This is a genomic window from Mesobacillus harenae (assembly GCF_013343715.1).
Lineage (GTDB): Bacteria > Bacillota > Bacilli > Bacillales > Cytobacillaceae > Mesobacillus_A > Mesobacillus_A harenae.
The window spans coordinates 210,448-225,813 of sequence record NZ_JABUNR010000009.1; the positions used below are offsets into that span (position 1 = coordinate 210,448).

At 40.9% G+C, this 15,366-nt stretch carries 15 protein-coding genes; 3 read left to right on the forward strand and 12 right to left on the reverse strand.

Going from position 1 to position 15,366, the window contains the following annotated elements:
• Nucleotides 1-55: 55 nt before the first annotated feature.
• The 5 genes from HRJ06_RS12975 to HRJ06_RS12995 form a co-directional block, all read right to left on the reverse strand.
• Complete coding sequence (locus tag HRJ06_RS12975; RefSeq protein ID WP_174733349.1) at nucleotides 56-1,063, reverse strand: quinone oxidoreductase family protein; 1,008 nt, start codon at nucleotides 1,061-1,063, stop codon at nucleotides 56-58.
• A gap of 53 nt (nucleotides 1,064-1,116) precedes the next feature.
• Nucleotides 1,117-2,256 carry an acyl-CoA dehydrogenase family protein gene (locus HRJ06_RS12980; RefSeq protein ID WP_174733350.1) on the reverse strand — a complete coding sequence of 380 codons (1,140 nt, stop codon included), beginning with the start codon at nucleotides 2,254-2,256 and terminating at the stop codon, nucleotides 1,117-1,119.
• A gap of 44 nt (nucleotides 2,257-2,300) precedes the next feature.
• On the reverse strand, nucleotides 2,301-3,494 hold the full coding sequence (locus HRJ06_RS12985; protein WP_174733351.1) for an acyl-CoA dehydrogenase family protein: 1,194 nt from the start codon (nucleotides 3,492-3,494) through the stop codon (nucleotides 2,301-2,303).
• A gap of 720 nt (nucleotides 3,495-4,214) precedes the next feature.
• Nucleotides 4,215-5,384, reverse strand: a complete 1,170-nt coding sequence (gene trpB / locus HRJ06_RS12990) for a tryptophan synthase subunit beta (RefSeq protein WP_174733352.1) — start codon at nucleotides 5,382-5,384, stop codon at nucleotides 4,215-4,217.
• Between the two features lie 301 nt (nucleotides 5,385-5,685).
• Nucleotides 5,686-6,321, reverse strand: coding sequence for an HD domain-containing protein (locus HRJ06_RS12995; protein ID WP_174733353.1), 636 nt, complete (start codon nucleotides 6,319-6,321; stop codon nucleotides 5,686-5,688).
• Nucleotides 6,322-6,537: 216 nt separating this feature from the next.
• Between HRJ06_RS12995 and HRJ06_RS13000 the strand changes: the two genes are divergently transcribed.
• Both HRJ06_RS13000 and HRJ06_RS13005 read left to right on the forward strand, forming a co-directional pair.
• Nucleotides 6,538-6,921 carry an SET domain-containing protein gene (locus tag HRJ06_RS13000; protein WP_174733354.1) on the forward strand — a complete coding sequence of 128 codons (384 nt, stop codon included), beginning with the start codon at nucleotides 6,538-6,540 and terminating at the stop codon, nucleotides 6,919-6,921.
• Between the two features lie 185 nt (nucleotides 6,922-7,106).
• Nucleotides 7,107-8,363: an ATP-binding protein gene (locus HRJ06_RS13005; protein WP_174733355.1), complete on the forward strand. Its 1,257-nt coding sequence runs from the start codon at nucleotides 7,107-7,109 to the stop codon at nucleotides 8,361-8,363.
• 245 nt (nucleotides 8,364-8,608) lie between these two features.
• On the opposite strand, the gene HRJ06_RS13010 is transcribed toward HRJ06_RS13005, so the two are convergent.
• From HRJ06_RS13010 to HRJ06_RS13025, 4 genes are all read right to left on the reverse strand, one after another.
• Nucleotides 8,609-9,496 (reverse strand): MBL fold metallo-hydrolase, encoded by an 888-nt coding sequence (locus tag HRJ06_RS13010; RefSeq protein WP_174733356.1) that lies wholly within the window; start codon nucleotides 9,494-9,496, stop codon nucleotides 8,609-8,611.
• Nucleotides 9,447-9,686, reverse strand: coding sequence for a hypothetical protein (locus HRJ06_RS13015; protein WP_174733357.1), 240 nt, complete (start codon nucleotides 9,684-9,686; stop codon nucleotides 9,447-9,449). Before HRJ06_RS13015 ends, HRJ06_RS13010 begins: the two co-directional genes overlap by 50 nt.
• Nucleotides 9,687-9,969: 283 nt before the next feature.
• Nucleotides 9,970-11,016, reverse strand: coding sequence for an acyl-CoA dehydrogenase family protein (locus HRJ06_RS13020; protein WP_174733358.1), 1,047 nt, complete (start codon nucleotides 11,014-11,016; stop codon nucleotides 9,970-9,972).
• Between the two features lie 69 nt (nucleotides 11,017-11,085).
• The gene (locus HRJ06_RS13025; RefSeq protein ID WP_174733359.1) at nucleotides 11,086-11,619 is read right to left on the reverse strand and encodes a DUF4242 domain-containing protein; all 534 of its coding nucleotides are present in this window, start codon (nucleotides 11,617-11,619) and stop codon (nucleotides 11,086-11,088) included.
• A gap of 154 nt (nucleotides 11,620-11,773) precedes the next feature.
• On the opposite strand from HRJ06_RS13025, the gene HRJ06_RS13030 reads away from it, so the two are divergent.
• The gene (locus tag HRJ06_RS13030; RefSeq protein WP_174733360.1) at nucleotides 11,774-12,229 is read left to right on the forward strand and encodes a winged helix-turn-helix transcriptional regulator; all 456 of its coding nucleotides are present in this window, start codon (nucleotides 11,774-11,776) and stop codon (nucleotides 12,227-12,229) included.
• A gap of 221 nt (nucleotides 12,230-12,450) precedes the next feature.
• On the opposite strand, the gene HRJ06_RS13035 is transcribed toward HRJ06_RS13030, so the two are convergent.
• Genes HRJ06_RS13035 through HRJ06_RS13045 form a run of 3 tightly spaced genes read right to left on the reverse strand, consistent with a single transcriptional unit; the run spans nucleotide 12,451 to nucleotide 15,008 of the window.
• Nucleotides 12,451-13,215 carry an ABC transporter permease gene (locus HRJ06_RS13035; protein WP_174733361.1) on the reverse strand — a complete coding sequence of 255 codons (765 nt, stop codon included), beginning with the start codon at nucleotides 13,213-13,215 and terminating at the stop codon, nucleotides 12,451-12,453.
• 4 nt (nucleotides 13,216-13,219) lie between these two features.
• Nucleotides 13,220-14,194 carry an ABC transporter substrate-binding protein gene (locus HRJ06_RS13040; protein ID WP_174733362.1) on the reverse strand — a complete coding sequence of 325 codons (975 nt, stop codon included), beginning with the start codon at nucleotides 14,192-14,194 and terminating at the stop codon, nucleotides 13,220-13,222.
• Nucleotides 14,195-14,222: 28 nt separating this feature from the next.
• Nucleotides 14,223-15,008 (reverse strand): ABC transporter ATP-binding protein, encoded by a 786-nt coding sequence (locus tag HRJ06_RS13045; protein WP_174733363.1) that lies wholly within the window; start codon nucleotides 15,006-15,008, stop codon nucleotides 14,223-14,225.
• Nucleotides 15,009-15,366: the final 358 nt, after the last annotated feature.

Genomic DNA, 15,366 nt, shown 5'->3' on the forward strand with positions numbered 1-15,366 from the left:
CTGTTCACACCACCCACAGACTCTCTGCAAAGGAAAATCTAACCAAAACTAGTCTTTACTGAGGGATTTCTAAGGTGATTTTACCGAAGTTTTTCCCTTGATCCATATATAATTGAGCTTCTGCTGCCTTTTCCAGCGGGAAAGAGCAATCTATTACTGGACGGATCTTTTGCTGTGACATGAAATCAAGCATTTCTGCAAATTGCTGCGGACTTCCCATTTTCGTTCCTCGAAGATCAATGTTTTTCAAAAATATCCATTGAAGCATGAACTCTGGGACCGCTCCATTCGTTGCGCCGTAACTTACAATCCGGCCGCCTTCCTTAGTCAGGTTTAAAAGTTGGTTAAATCCAGGGCCTCCAACACCGTCTACTACCAAATCGGCAGCACCCATTAATTTACGTAGCTGCTTGGACCAGTCCGGCAGCCTGTAGTTTACTCCGCCAACAGCACCCATGCTTTTTGCTCGTTCAATTTTTTCCTCACTGCTAGATGTGACGAAAACCTTTGCTCCCTTTGCTACGGCCATTTGCAGGACAAAGAGGGCAACTCCACTCCCGATGCCGGGAATCAGCACGGTTTCACCTGCCTGCAACTGACCTCTTACTACAAGGGCCCGGTAAGCTGTCACACCTGCTAAAGGAAGTGATGCGGTCTCCTCCCAAGTAAGATGCTTTGGTTTTGGGTAGATATTAATAGCAGGCACGCTAATATATTGGGCATATGTTCCATCAACTGGCATGCCTAAAATATAAAAGTTTGGGTTGGATATTCGCTGATCCTCTCCCCAGCCGATACCAGAATCGATTACTACTTCACTGCCAACTTGAATATCTTGAACGTTTTCTCCTATAGCAGCAATATCTCCTGCACCATCTGCTCCCAAGATTGAAGGGAGTTTCATTCCAGGGTACATCCCTTTAGAAATGAAAACATCTCTGCGATTTAGAGCAGCATACTTTAGCTTTACCAACACTTCACCTGCTTGAGGCTTTGGAGTCTCAACTTCTTCATAACGGAGACTTTCAGGGCCTCCCACTTCTCTTAGCACAATTGCTTTCATCTTTATTACTCCTCATTTTGTAAAATAGTTAAATATAATTTTCTGTATTGAATTTACCACCCTAGTTCGCTGGCAACAGTTTCTCGGTGGTACCTTGGGCTTCCAAGGTAATTCTCTAAAAATCGAGCACGTTTTAGGAATAAGTGGCAATTATATTCCCAGGTAAAGCCCATTCCCCCATGGATTTGTATATTGGAACCCGCTGAGTCAATATAGGCTTCACTGGTGTAGGAACGAGCCATTGACACTGCCTCTGCCATATCCTCAGAATTGTTTTCTACAGCCCAGGCAGCGTAATAGGATAATGACCTGGCGTTTTCCAAAGCTAGTTTCATATCAACAATTTTATGCTTTACGGCTTGGAAACGGCCTATTGGCTGCCCGAATTGTTCACGAGTTTTCGCATATTCAGTTGCCATATCCACGGTTCGGTCCATTCCCCCTACCATTGTCGAACAGAGAGCCGCATTTAAATGATATAAACCAAATTGCAGGATCGGCCACCCTGCGTTTTCAGGTCCTAACAATTGTGTCTTAGGCACTTTCACCTCTTGAAAGGTTACCGAAAACATTTTCCTTGTTTCATCCATACTTTGTGTTGTTTTTAGCTCCAAGCTCACTTGATCTGTGTCGATTAGCAGTAAAGAGATACCATATTCACTGTGCGAACCTCCTGTACGCACAGGAACTATCAGGGTATCTGCAATGTCTGCATGAGGAACGAGGATTTTACTGCCTTGTACTAAATACTCTTCCCCTCTTCGCTCAGCCCTCGTTTGAATATTTGCTGGTGAAGAATTTTTATCTCCACTTTCTTCCATTGCGAGTGTAAATTTGCGTTTCCCTTGCGAAATCTGAGGTAAATAAGCATTCTTCTGAGCTTCACTGCCATAAGTTTCTAATAAAGGGACAGCAAAGGCGAGGGTTTCTGGGTAAGGACCTGGAACAACTGCGCGCCCCATTTCCTCAAAAATAGGAACCAGAGATAAAGCACCTAGACTGATACCTCCGTAACTTTCTGGTACATTAATTCCCATGAAGCCCAATTTTCCTAATCCATCCCAAAGTTCTTCAGAAACTTGTTCATTTCCCTCCATATAACTGCGGGAAATTGCTAAATCCCCCTTTGATTCCAAAAATTGACGAGTTGTCTCTTGAAACATAATTTGTTCTTCATTTAATGCAAAGTCCATAAGCTCACCCCTGAATTGTATTTTCACCTTACTAAACTCAAAGATTAATATTTTATATCCTTTGGCAAACCAAGAATACGTTCAGCCACAATGTTTTTCTGAATTTCGGATGTACCGCCTTCAATTGTGTAGGCAAAAGAACGGAGGTAATCATGCTGCCAACTTGGATCAACCAATGCATCATCCTTCCAGAGCGTATTGGATGAACCGTGGAGAGACATGGCGTATGCGAGCATTTTCTGCCCTAATTCACTTGAGGCAAGCTTATCCATCGACCCTTCAGGTCCTGGGCGGCCAGTCCGAATAGCTGTGGTTAAATGACGATAGTAACTAAATAACAATGCCTTTGTTTTAGCGCGAAAACTAGCAAGTTCTTGACGGACAATCGGGTCTTCAATTAGTGAATTTCCATTACTTGTCAATGTTTTCGCCAAGTCAACGAGTTCATCAAATTGTTTTTGAAGCCTGAACGTCTGTCTGGCTACCCCTACCCGCTCATGGCTAAGTAAAGTTAACGACACTTTCCAACCATTATTAACTTCGCCCACAACGTCGGCATCATATGCGACTGCATCATTAAAGAACACTTCATTAAAATCGCGGCGGTCATTTATCGAACGAATCGTTCTCGTTTCTACTCCTTCCTGATGCATGTCAATCAGAAAAGCTGTCATTCCTTCATGTTTTTTCCCTGTATTATCAGTTCGAACAAGTAAGAAACAGCGATCGGACAAATGTGCATAACTAGTCCAGATCTTTTGGCCGTTGATACTCCATTTATCTCCCTTTTTAACTGCCTTAGTCTGAACAGCTGCTAGATCAGAGCCAGCATTTGGTTCTGAATATCCTTGAGACCAAATTTCTTCGCCATTTAAAATTTTGGGAATATACCGTTCCTTTTGTTGCTCGGTTCCAATTTGCAAGATCGTTGGTCCTACCATTGCGGTACCAATAATATTCAAAACAGGTGGTGCCTTGACTCTGGCCATTTCCTGTTCATAGATAACCTCTTCAATTAATGAGGCTCCTCTTCCGCCATATTGTTTTGGCCAAGAAATACCTGCCCATCCACCTTCAGACAACTTCCGCTGCCATTCTCTTAAAAATTCCCCTTTTTGCTGGTTATCCTCAGGGATATAACGATTTCCATCTATCCATCCCTCAGGTAAATTTTCTTCTAACCATGTTCTCAGTTCTGTCTGAAAGGCTAATTCTGTTTCCGTATATGAAAAGTCCATCCTGTTCATCCTCCATTTCGTTATTTCCGCCGTTTAACTTTATTAATCTATGAATTTTATTATTATGGCATGCTAACAGTCATAAAAGCGGTAAACATTCATAAGATTCAGTCTACTTTTCCGAAGATATGTTTCTTCTCAATTCTTTGTAAACCGATAAAATATTTATCTTATCTATGTTTGCTTATACAGTAGAATGATCTCTGGTTGGTTGTGTGGAGAAATTTCCTGGAGTGGATTTAAGTGAGCCGAAAATGCATAAACTACAAGCCGTTAACTTGTAGAAACATGCAAACCAATGGGAAGAGGCTTAGCTGCGATTGTAATATTGAGGGTTGTAAAAATAGATTTTCAGTTTATGATTGTCAACTTTATTCCTCCTCTAGTTTAATCACTGAGAGCAATGACAATTCATGATAGCGTTTTCATAAATAAATAATAACAATATTTAAAAAATTTTACAACGTATTTATTAATTAAACACAAAGTAAAATATTAAATATTTGGTTAGTAAGCTTTCAAATGGATCTTTATGTTCAATTTGAACTCTGATTTCACTGCAAATGCCGTTTTCCCCGTACGAGTCCGAGAGCCCTGTTTCTTAACGCAGCCATGTTTTAAATAATGTCTATCACGCATTCAGCATTGATCTACTTAATATTTACCAGACCAAAAAACAGCCTGGCAGGAGCCAGACTGTTTCTAGTTGACGTTTATTATTTAGTTGTCATTAAGCATTTTGAAAACCTGCTCAACATCCTTATCACCACGGCCTGACAGGTTGACGATTAAAATATCATCCTTTGACAGTTCTTTCGCTAGTTTTACAGCATGGGCGACAGCGTGGGAACTTTCGAGAGCTGGGATAATTCCTTCCGTTTTTGACAGGAGCTGGAACGCCTCTAGGGCATCTTGGCCAGTTGCCGTCACATATTCTGCTCTTCCACTCACTTTTAAATGGCTATGCTCTGGACCAACACCTGGGTAATCCAACCCAGCTGCAATTGAGTACGTTGGTTTTGGCTGGCCATTCTCATCTAGCAGAGTCAAGCACCGAAAGCCATGAATAATGGCTGGAACCCCTTCTGAAAGCGTTGGCGCTTCACTCGGTTCAACTCCAATTAAGCGAACATCGAGTTCTTTAATATAGTGAGCGAATGCCCCGATAGCATTGCTTCCGCCCCCGGCACAGGCGATAACAGCAGTTGGCAGCTTGCCTTCTTTTTCAAGGATTTGGCGCTTGGACTCTTCACTGATAACCGACTGAAAATGTTTTACCATCGTTGGAAATGGATGAGGTCCTACTGCGGAACCTAATAGATAAAACGTATTTTCATAGTTTTCGACGAGGTCGCCTAAGGCTGCGTCTACAGCATCCTTTAATCGTCCCTGGCCTGCCTCGACTGGAACAACTTTAGCGCCCAGAAGCTCCATTCTAAAGACATTTAGGGCCTGGCGTTCCGTATCGAGTTTCCCCATATAAATGATACATTCCATCCCGAACATGGCACAAACCGTGGCAGTAGCAACACCGTGCTGTCCAGCTCCGGTTTCGGCGATTACACGCTTAGCACCCATTCGTTTTGCTAATAAAATCTGACCCATTACATTATTGATTTTATGGGCGCCTGTGTGGTTCAGGTCTTCCCTTTTCAGATAGATTTTTGCCCCGCCTACTTGTTCTGTTAAGTTAGCAGCAAACGTAAGCGGATTTTCACGGCCCACATATTCTTTTAGGTAAAATTTAAATTCCTCTTCAAATTCTGGGTCGCCCTTGTACTTTATAAACTGTTCCTCTAAATAGTCCATAGCTTTCTGAAGATCCTCAGGTACAAAGCTCCCGCCAAATTCACCAAAATAACCTTTTTTCTCTGTGCTCACACTTGCCATACTCAGCTCGACTCCTTCTAACTAAAAAATTTTAACCCTCTTTAGGATTAGAAACTATTATACTGAAAATATCATCTATTTTCCAAACATTTTGATTTTATAAATGCCGTTAGTTCTTCCCTCTTTCATTTAGTCTGTTTTCGTAAACTTTGTTGCAAATAAAAATACAGTCGTGGATTTCCGCTTCAATGCCTGCTCCATCAACTTAAGTTTTCACAACTCACGCAACGACAACAACAATCTTGTAGAAAAGAGCCTTAGTCATTAATTCAATTTATTATGCCTACAGAAAGAAGTTTTTTTAATTCGTCTTGTTTTTGTTAGGGTGGATTCGGTCAATGATATCATCCTTATCAAGCCCGGCATCCTCTGTTATCGAGAAATCTGACTCAGATATGTGTTTCGAGAATAATTTCTCCACTGCTGACTTAAACTCGTTAAGCAATGGGAATTCAGATTGATAGCCTAAACTTTCAATAATATTTTCGTAATACCATTGCTGCTGTTCCCGACCCCGTTTAAATCTCGTCCAAACCAGATCGCCATTTTGTTCAAACTCAATAAGAATGGATCTGACGTTATGTAGTTTATCTGCACAGGAGACAACACGAATTTCCTCTGAGGCCGTTTTTATGAACTGAATGGTATGTTCCTTGCGATCTTCCCACGATAATGATTTATCCGGCTCGGAGCAGCCTTCTACGATCCCTGCTATTTTGGGACCAAATACCTTTTCTACTTCTTCCAATGTAAGATCCGTATCTTCAACCGTATCATGTAAAATACCCGCAGCCACAAGATCCTCTCCGTAGCCAGCTTTTATCAACATCATTCCGACCGCAGCAGGATGAGAAATATAAGGTATATTCGTCTGCTTCCGATACTGCTTATCATGAGCTACGCTGGCAACCTCAAGCGCCATATCAACAACATTCATCACCATTCCCCCATTTCATAACCTCTGCCCCCCATTTTACACCTTCACCCTAGTTTATTCCAGAGACTACCAGGTGACAGGCACCACCTAATTTATTACCAGGTGACAGGCACCACCCAGGTATTTACCAATTAAACAAAAGGGTTGCATTCATGCTTCAGGAATGGCAAGCTTGTTAGATGAGTCTAAATGAAAAGAAATGCGCAGGTGATAGTTATGATTGAAATAAAAACTTCTACTCTCAGTGATGGGGAATTTAATAGAGGAGTATTTGCAACAGAGAATATCAAAAAAGGTGACCTGATCCATAAAGCACCAGTCCTGTCTTACCCAAACGAGCAGCATGTTCATATCGAAAAAACAGCACTGGACGATTATGCTTTTGAATATGGTAAAAACCATTCAGCCATCCTTTTGGGATACGGTATGCTTTTTAACCACTCCTATACTCCTAACGCTACCTACGATATTAACTTTGATGAACATACCTTCGACTTTTATGCCTACACAGATATAAAAGCCGGCGAAGAAATTCTCATCAACTACAACGGAGACGTTGACGACAATGATCCACTATGGTTTAACAAAGACGAAGAATAGCAAAGGTACATGCACCATCCATTTATTCCCTAAAGAGCAGTCGGCTTCCAAGTGAAGCCGCTGCTTTTTTTATAAAAAAGTTCTTTAAGAGGTTTCAGAATAGTCCATTTAAAAAAAGATTGTGAAAACTCTCCTTTTGGGATTACACTGTAAATATAGTAAATCGCCTTTGGATGGTGTTTTAATTGGAATTAATCAAACATTTACTTTTCAATCTATCAATCCTTTTAGTTATTCTCTTTGTTTTCAAACTATGGGCCGATCGTTATTTTCCCGCTCAATTTCCCCGGATTCTAAATTTTTCAGGGCTATTCCTTTCTCTCATGATCTGCATTTGGTTTTCCATACCCGAACAAGGGATTATGGTTGACTTAAGACAGATTCCGATCGTGATAGGCGGATTATATTTTGGATTCGGGCCATGGCTGGCTGTTTCGGCAATGTTGATCCGAGGTTTATTTTTCGGATTCGATACCGGATGGTGGACAGGCTTGCCCATATACATAAGTTTGGCTGTCTTTTTGTGGTTCACTCACCCTTGGTTCCTACGGCAGTCTGCCAAAAAACGATTCCATTTTTCGATGGGAACCATTACCTTTACAAGTTTGATCTCAATTTCGGGCTTATTTTTAATGGGTCATCCTTTTAATGGAATACCAATTTGGCTAATCGTATTTCTTGTGCAGGTTATTGGCTTGGGCATGATTGTTTATCTGCTCGAGGCCTTGATGCAAAATGATTTTTTGCGGGAACAAATAGTCAAAGCACAGAAAATGGAAATGGCCAGCCATATGAGTGCAGCAATATCTCATGAAGTAAGAAACCCGATGACTGCAGCACAAGGCTTTCTCAAACTCGTCTCTGAGGATGTAACCCTCACGGATAAAACAAAGCAATATATTGGAATAGCCTCCACTGAACTTAAAGCAGCAGAACAAGTCATTCAGGATTATTTGACGTTTGCCAAACCTGAGGTTAAGGATATAGAAAGAATTTGGGTCGACCAGGAGCTCAACCGCGTCATCCAAACTCTTCAGCCATTAGCTAACATGAATTCTGTTAAGTTCATAACCGAAAATACGAGCATAAACTGCATTATTGGAGACAAGGGCCATTTTCGTCAATCTTTTCTCAATATCCTGAAGAATAGTATTGAGTCTATGCCGAACGGTGGTACCCTTACGATTAAAACAGTGGATACACATCAATTTGTCAAAGTATCGGTCCAAGATACGGGTTTTGGAATGTCAGCAGCCCAGCTCAAGCGTCTTGGTGAACCTTATTATTCTACTAAAGGAAAGAATGGCACTGGACTGGGCCTCATGGTTGCTTATAGCATTATCCGTAACCTAAAGGGTTCGATAAAAGTGAACAGCGAGCTTGGCAAGGGCACAGAATTTATTTTCACCTTCCCTGAACATATAAAAGAAACTGGCATATAGGTATTCGATTTTAAAATTAATTCAGGAGAAGTTAAGAGGAATTCAAAGAAATCTTAACTTAATTCCGTCAGGTTTAAAGATAATTCCAAGGAATTCTAAGTTAATTCTTAAACGCCGAACATTCAGACAATAAAAACGGCCAGTATCTTATTAATTTTATCCAAAACTTAGAAAGCCAGGAGCCCTTTGTGCAGGCTCCTGGCTTTTTAGCTTTGTATATAGACCGAATCAATTCCATTCAGCTATTATACAGTCAAAAATACCTCTTCAGTATTAGGTACTGTAAGCCCCAAACGGCTTAAGTGCTTACGCATCCCGCTCCGCTCCCATGTTTTGAAAATAGGGACAACAAGCGTATTTTTCGGATAAAAAATTCCTATGTTTGTTAGCTCTTCAAAATTAAGCCCCTGGCGAACATATGCCTCAATCGTCTCATCACGTTTATTAATAATTTCCAGATACTTTTCCATCTCTTGCTCAAATTCTGGCCTTTTGAATACTCCTTTTTGATGTCCGGTTATAAAGGTATCAGCATTAAGGCTCAGCAGGCGCTTTCCTGAATTAATAAAATCCTCAATGGATCCGTCTGTACCATGATACCAAGGACCAAATGAGGTCATATCATAATCGCCGACATAGACAGCTCCAAGCTCTGGAAAATAAGGAGATGCATGACCACTTGTATGTCCTGGCGTATGCAAAAAGATGACCTTCACACCTCCGAAGGAATATTCAGTCTCATACTCATACCTTCCGGATATTTCCCCTAAATTCTTTACCCATTCGTGAGGGAGCTTTTCCTTCCACATAGCAACTCCAGCTTCACCCCACTCTTGGTAGATTCCATTTGCCTTTGCGATTCCTTCAATCGTTCGGGCTGTTTCATATTCAATCGGGTTAATCAATTTTTCGGCATCAGGAAACAGATGGTTATGCTGAGTATGGTCTGGATGATAATGGGTATTAACAATTAACTCCACACCATATTGTTTTTTAAGCTCCATTAAAGACTTTGGATCTGCTCCAGAGTCAATTAACACTTTATCCGAACAGTCAATATACAAACTCCTTGAGAAAGGTACCTTACTGTTGTTCGGGCCTTCGACGATAACTAGGGGACCTATGCGATTCACTTTCATCACCTCTTATAAAATTTATCCCTGATTCATCTCTATAAATGAATGAATATTCACTCATTATATCATATTTTTCTTTTAAAAAAGGAAAAAGCAGACCTGATTTTTCCATCTTTATTCCTGAACTTATAAAAGGAAAAGATCTAAGCTTATCTAAATTTATTACACCTATTATTGCTTCTGGCAAAAATGACCCCTAGTGTAGTGTGTACTTTAACAACAATTATCTTAAACAAGAAAGTACAATAACGGCATCCCCGTTTAGCGACTTATAGACTGGGGAGAAAGGACTGAGGTAGGAAACACGAAAATTTGAACCAACGATGCTGACTTATCATTGGTGGGTTAGAGGAGTACATAGTCGCTGGGAGCATGAACAAGATGCAGACAACGCACAATTTATCGCGACAGGCTAATTCGAAAAGGTGACAGGCACCATCCAGTTTACTGGATGGTGCCTGTCACCTTTCTTAATTTAACATTTTTTCTAGATGTTTTACGGTTGGTGTGAGGTTGACGAGAAAATAGGATTCTCTTAGTCTTCTGGATGGTGCGCTGTTTTGCAGGTATCCGGCTCCGCCTTGGTGAAGCATTGCGGCATGGCTCGCTTTTGAAGTTAGGTAAACGATACGCAGCCTTAGCTTTAGCAGTTCCTGAACGCGTTCAGGAAGAGCTGGATCCTTGGCGATCTTATATACTTCTTCTCTGATTGCCCGCAATTCCGCCTCCAATTCGTCGGGCTGAATCGGAAGATACTGGTTGCAGCCGCCCTGCTTGTTACAAACCTGCCGTACGGATGTAATCGAAGCCTCGGTCACACCTAGCCCTAGTGGGATTTGATACAACACAAAGGCAGGACGGATTTTTTGGATAAACCGATCAACATCATGAGAAACAATCCATTTTTCAGGAATTCTGACTTCGTTAAACGCACATGAAAATGTCGCACTACCATTTACCGCCATGTACTCGAGTTTCGCTTTTAAGGTAAGTCCCTCAGCATTGCAAGGTACAACGGCCATTACACGCTGATCCTCATCAACCTCTGCAATGATGCCAAACCAATGGTCAGGCCCAAGATTGGAAACAGAAGGCAGCTGACCGTTGACTACATAACCGCCATCAACTTTCTTCGCTTTCAAATGGAGAACTTCAAGACCAGCATAATACTTCATTGGATTTGATAAGCCCGTACCGCCCAGGATTTTACCCTCTTCAAGAAGCGGTAAGATTTCATTTTTTAGATAGGCATTGTCGCTCCGCCGTATATAGGTCAAGGATGCAAGGTGACACCATAGATTAAAGGCAGTCGTCATGCATACCTTTGCCGTTTCTTCTACAACACGAACTTCCTGGGCAAGGAGTATGCTTTCGTCTAAACCGTTTCTAGAATGAAGATAACCGGCTTCGCCGATGCCTTTTAAATAATCTTCAGCATAAAATGCTTCAGCATCAATTTTTCGAACATATGGTTTTAAGTCTTGGTGAATTAATTCCTCTAACCGATTCATTTTCATCAATAGGCCCCCCTTTCTTAGCTGTCTACTCTAAAAAGAAAACCCCCGATAAAGGAGGTTCCGTCCTATTTATTTATCTGATGACAATTCTGTAATTGTGTCAATTGGAGCCTTAACTGCTTCACGTGCTTTTTTGACGGTTGATTCATCAGGAGAATCATAGAAGCACAAGCATTTTGTCATGTCTTCACACACATATGTTCTTGAAAATGTTACCTCTGGAACTTCTGCATAGTGAACAGAGTTCTTTGTTTTTCTTTCAAGGTAAGCATCCATTGTCAAATTTTCAGGAAGATTCCATTCAACAAGGTAATTAACCGTATTGGCTTCTTTTTTCACCTCATCTAAATCCTTGCCGACTAGACGGACAGGCTTGATCAAAGTAACCGGGATTCCTAATTCTCTTAAACTCTCATTAATTGCATTGCGGTCAGAAGCTTCAATAATGAAGAACGCTCTAGATAAATCCTTCGCAACCTGAACTTCAATAACACTTGATTCTTTTTTGCCTAGTTCTTCACCAATTTCTACAACCTTTTTTTCAAAAACCGCTTTTTCTTTTATCGCTCCATTAAAAATGGACTCCACTAAATATAGTGACATTTATATGTTCCTCCTTCAGGTATAATGAAATTATCCGATAAGAATACTCAGATATTACTTGTTACTTATTTTATTATACTAACTTCAAAAAAACAACTCAGTAGCATAAAAAATTATGATATATTTATATCAATGATTACGGGAGGACTCGACTATGAGAGAATCAAAATATAATTTACCATGTAATATTGCGCAAACCCTTAATATTATCGGGGATCGCTGGACCCTGCTGATTGTCCACGAAATCATGGTGGGCCGGACTACTTTTAATGAAATGAAGAAAGGACTTGATGGTATTTCTTCCAATCTGCTCTCAGACCGACTTAAGCACTTGGAACAAACAGGTCTCATCCATTCATCCCTATACTCCAGCCATCCGCCAAGATATGAGTACAAGTTGACAGAAAGCGGAAAAGAGCTTGACGGAGTATTCAATGCGATCATATTATGGGGCCGCAACAACCTAGAGAAATGCTACAAGAAAATTATCCATAAGGCCTGTCAGAATGAAATTGAGCTTGCCTATTATTGTCATCACTGCCAAAAAAATGTTGATGAACTCGAAGTGATTGAATTGAGCAGCACAGATGACGAGCCAGTTAACAGATAACTATTTTCAAAGACAGAGAGCTGAAAAGCCCTCTGTTTTTTAATTGGTTGCGAAACTATAAAAGTTTCAAGTTACGGAAATCGAATCCGTTGTCTACATCCGAGGCCTAGCCCCTCTGGGTCGCTTCCGCTTTTCGTGTAACTTAGTCCGTTTCCTTCATTTCCTTTGTTCTTTCTATAAAAAATGTAAGTGTTCTATTGTTGGCTACAAAGAACAACTTTCTATCCGTTCGTTCTTCCCCATTGACGGTTTATCCATGCTTCAAATAAGCCAACGGCCTTGTCTAGGAGTAATCCTGATATTCCGATAAATAGGATACCGGCCATTACGAAGTCTAGTCTCATTGAGTTCCTCGCATCTACTATGAGGTAACCAAGTCCTGACTGCGCTCCAACCATTTCCCCAGCGACAAGGAAGATCCAGGCTGTTCCGACAGCGATATGAAGGCCATTCGCAATATATGGGAAGGCGGCCGGAAAAATGATTTTCCATAATAGTTCAAACTTCTTAATTTCAAGGTTTTGGGCAATTTTTAAATAATTTTTATCAACTTTCCGTACAGCTGAGACTGTGGAAAGCAGCACAGGAAAAAAGGCTGCAATAAAAATGATCACAATCGCAGGGATATCTCCGATTCCAAACCAAAGGACAATAAACGGCGACCAGGCTATCGGCGAAACGGGCCTTAATACCTGTGCGACTGGATCAAGTACCCCCCATAGCAGCGGAAGCCGGCCAAATATGAGCCCGAGTATAATCGCTGCCACAACTGCCGATAAATAGCCAGCCAGAAACCGCAAGATACTCACCTGGAAATGAACAAATAGCGTTCCATCCTGAATGAGTGATACAATGCCTTCCCCAACCATTAATGGCGTTGGGAATAGTACGGTATCATAATCTCCGAAAATGATGATTGTTTGCCAGACTGCAACTAGAATGGAAAACCCAATGATGGCATTTATAAACGGTTTAAATCTCGACATATGCTCACTTCGCCTTATCCATCAAGGAATTATCAACGAATTCATCGTAGGCCGGCGGGTTTTCCATTAAGCCCATCTCGGTTAGATTATTTTTTAATTCTTCATATTCTTCTTCCTTGATTCTTAGATTATCATACGAAATCCATTGAAACGATAGGTCAAGGACATCCTTTTCGACCTTCATATACTTTGATGACATTTCGTGTGTGTGTTCATTTTTTAGCTCAGCCATTTCGCCTGCTTTAACATACTCATTGACAAACTCCTGGGCAACTTCATTATTTTCTTGGATAAAGTCGTTCCTGAGAACTAATGTACAGTCGATCGAATCTGCCCAAATGTCCTGGTCCTGATACAGAACCTTTCCATTATCAATAGCTACAGAGATAGCACCGAATGGCTCAGCGACTACATATCCTGCAACGCGTCCTTCTGAAAGGGCTGCTGGCATCTCTGCTGGCGGCATTTCTACTGCTTTTACATCTTCATATTCCATGCCGTTTTGTTTAAGCATTTGATATAAAAGGATATTATGAGTTGAAAATTTATGTGGTATCGCAAATGTTTTCCCTTTTAAGTCCTCAGCGTTGTTTATATCGTTTGCTGTTACAAGAACATTTCCATCTCTATGGCCTAATGCAACTGCTTTCAAGTCAATGCCCTGTTCTTTTGCTTTCATTGCGAGGGTTACTAGGACAGACGCTCCGTCTATGCGGCCCGTGTTAAGTGCGTCCATAAGCTCAGGCCATGAGCCGAATTTAATCAATTCAAGATTGAAATTCTCGTATTCTTCCATTTCTTTTTCAATGTATAAAGGAACTGCGTGAGTAATTGGCAAATAGCCGATTTTGACGGTTTTCTTTTCCCCATCACCTGATGATTGGCCGCTATCGCTATTGCCTGTGCCGCAGGCTGCCAGAGCCAATATTAGCATTGCTGTAATCATCAGCAAAAGAGCTGACTTGAATGAATTTTTCATTTGAATTCTCCCTTTTAAAAGATTCTTTTTATATATTAAACTCGATAGGTGTCGCTGTACGATTGAACCGGAATTCCTCAAAGATCAGCTTACGATAGTACTGAAAGTCACTATGAGTGCGGTCACGAGGTTTGGAAAGCTGAATTTTTATTTCCTTATGAATCTTGCCGGGGTTTGCATGCATGATAAAAACACGGTCAGACAAGTAAATCGCCTCGTCAATATCGTGGGTAACCAGGGCGATTGTTGTTTTTTCTTGAGATTGGATGCGCAATAGCTCATCCTGTAAATAATAACGATTAAACGTATCCAATGCTGCAAAAGGTTCATCCATTAAAATCATTTCTGGCTGCAGCGCCAGTGCCCTAGCGATCGCGATCCTTTGCTGCATCCCTCCTGAGACTTCATGTGGAAACAAGTCACCCTTGTCGCCAAGTCCGACTAACTCTAAATAGTGCACGGCGCGGTCCCTTCGATCCTTCACATTTAGATTTAACCCTTCAAGACCAAGCTCGATATTCTTAAGAGCTGACCTCCATGGAAAAAGCCCATAGTTTTGAAAAAGCATAATACATTTGCGAGTCGGCTCCTTTACGATTTTATCCTCTAAAAGGATCTTGCCTTCGTCTGCTTTTTCAAAGCCTCCGATAATGTTTAAAAGTGTACTCTTCCCACATCCGCTTTCTCCGAGGATTGAGATGATCTCTCCGCGGCTAATTTCGAGAGAGATATCCTTTAGCACAGGTATCTCCTGTTTCTTATTAGAAAAACTTTTACTTACCTTTTCTACTTTAACAATATTACTTTTATTCAAGACTAGCTGCCCCACCTTCCATGCCTCACATTTGAACAATGTCTGTTCACAGCCAGGATTTGCATTAATTCATTAATTCCTATAAAAATACTATGTTTTAACTGTAATGTTAGTTATTTTATTATAGTTCCTTCAAATTTTCAACTTAATATTTTGCAAAATTTGAAAAAGGTGACTTAAAAAGGTGACAGGCACCATCCAGAAAACTGGATGGTGCCTCAGTTTGTCGACAAAAGGGGTTCGGAATGTTCTCATTCCGAACCCCTTTTTAGATTTTAGCGGATTTTTCATGGAAAATAGACTCTCTTATCTATACTTTTAGGCCATTACTGGACTTCTCCACGTCCAGTTGGCCATC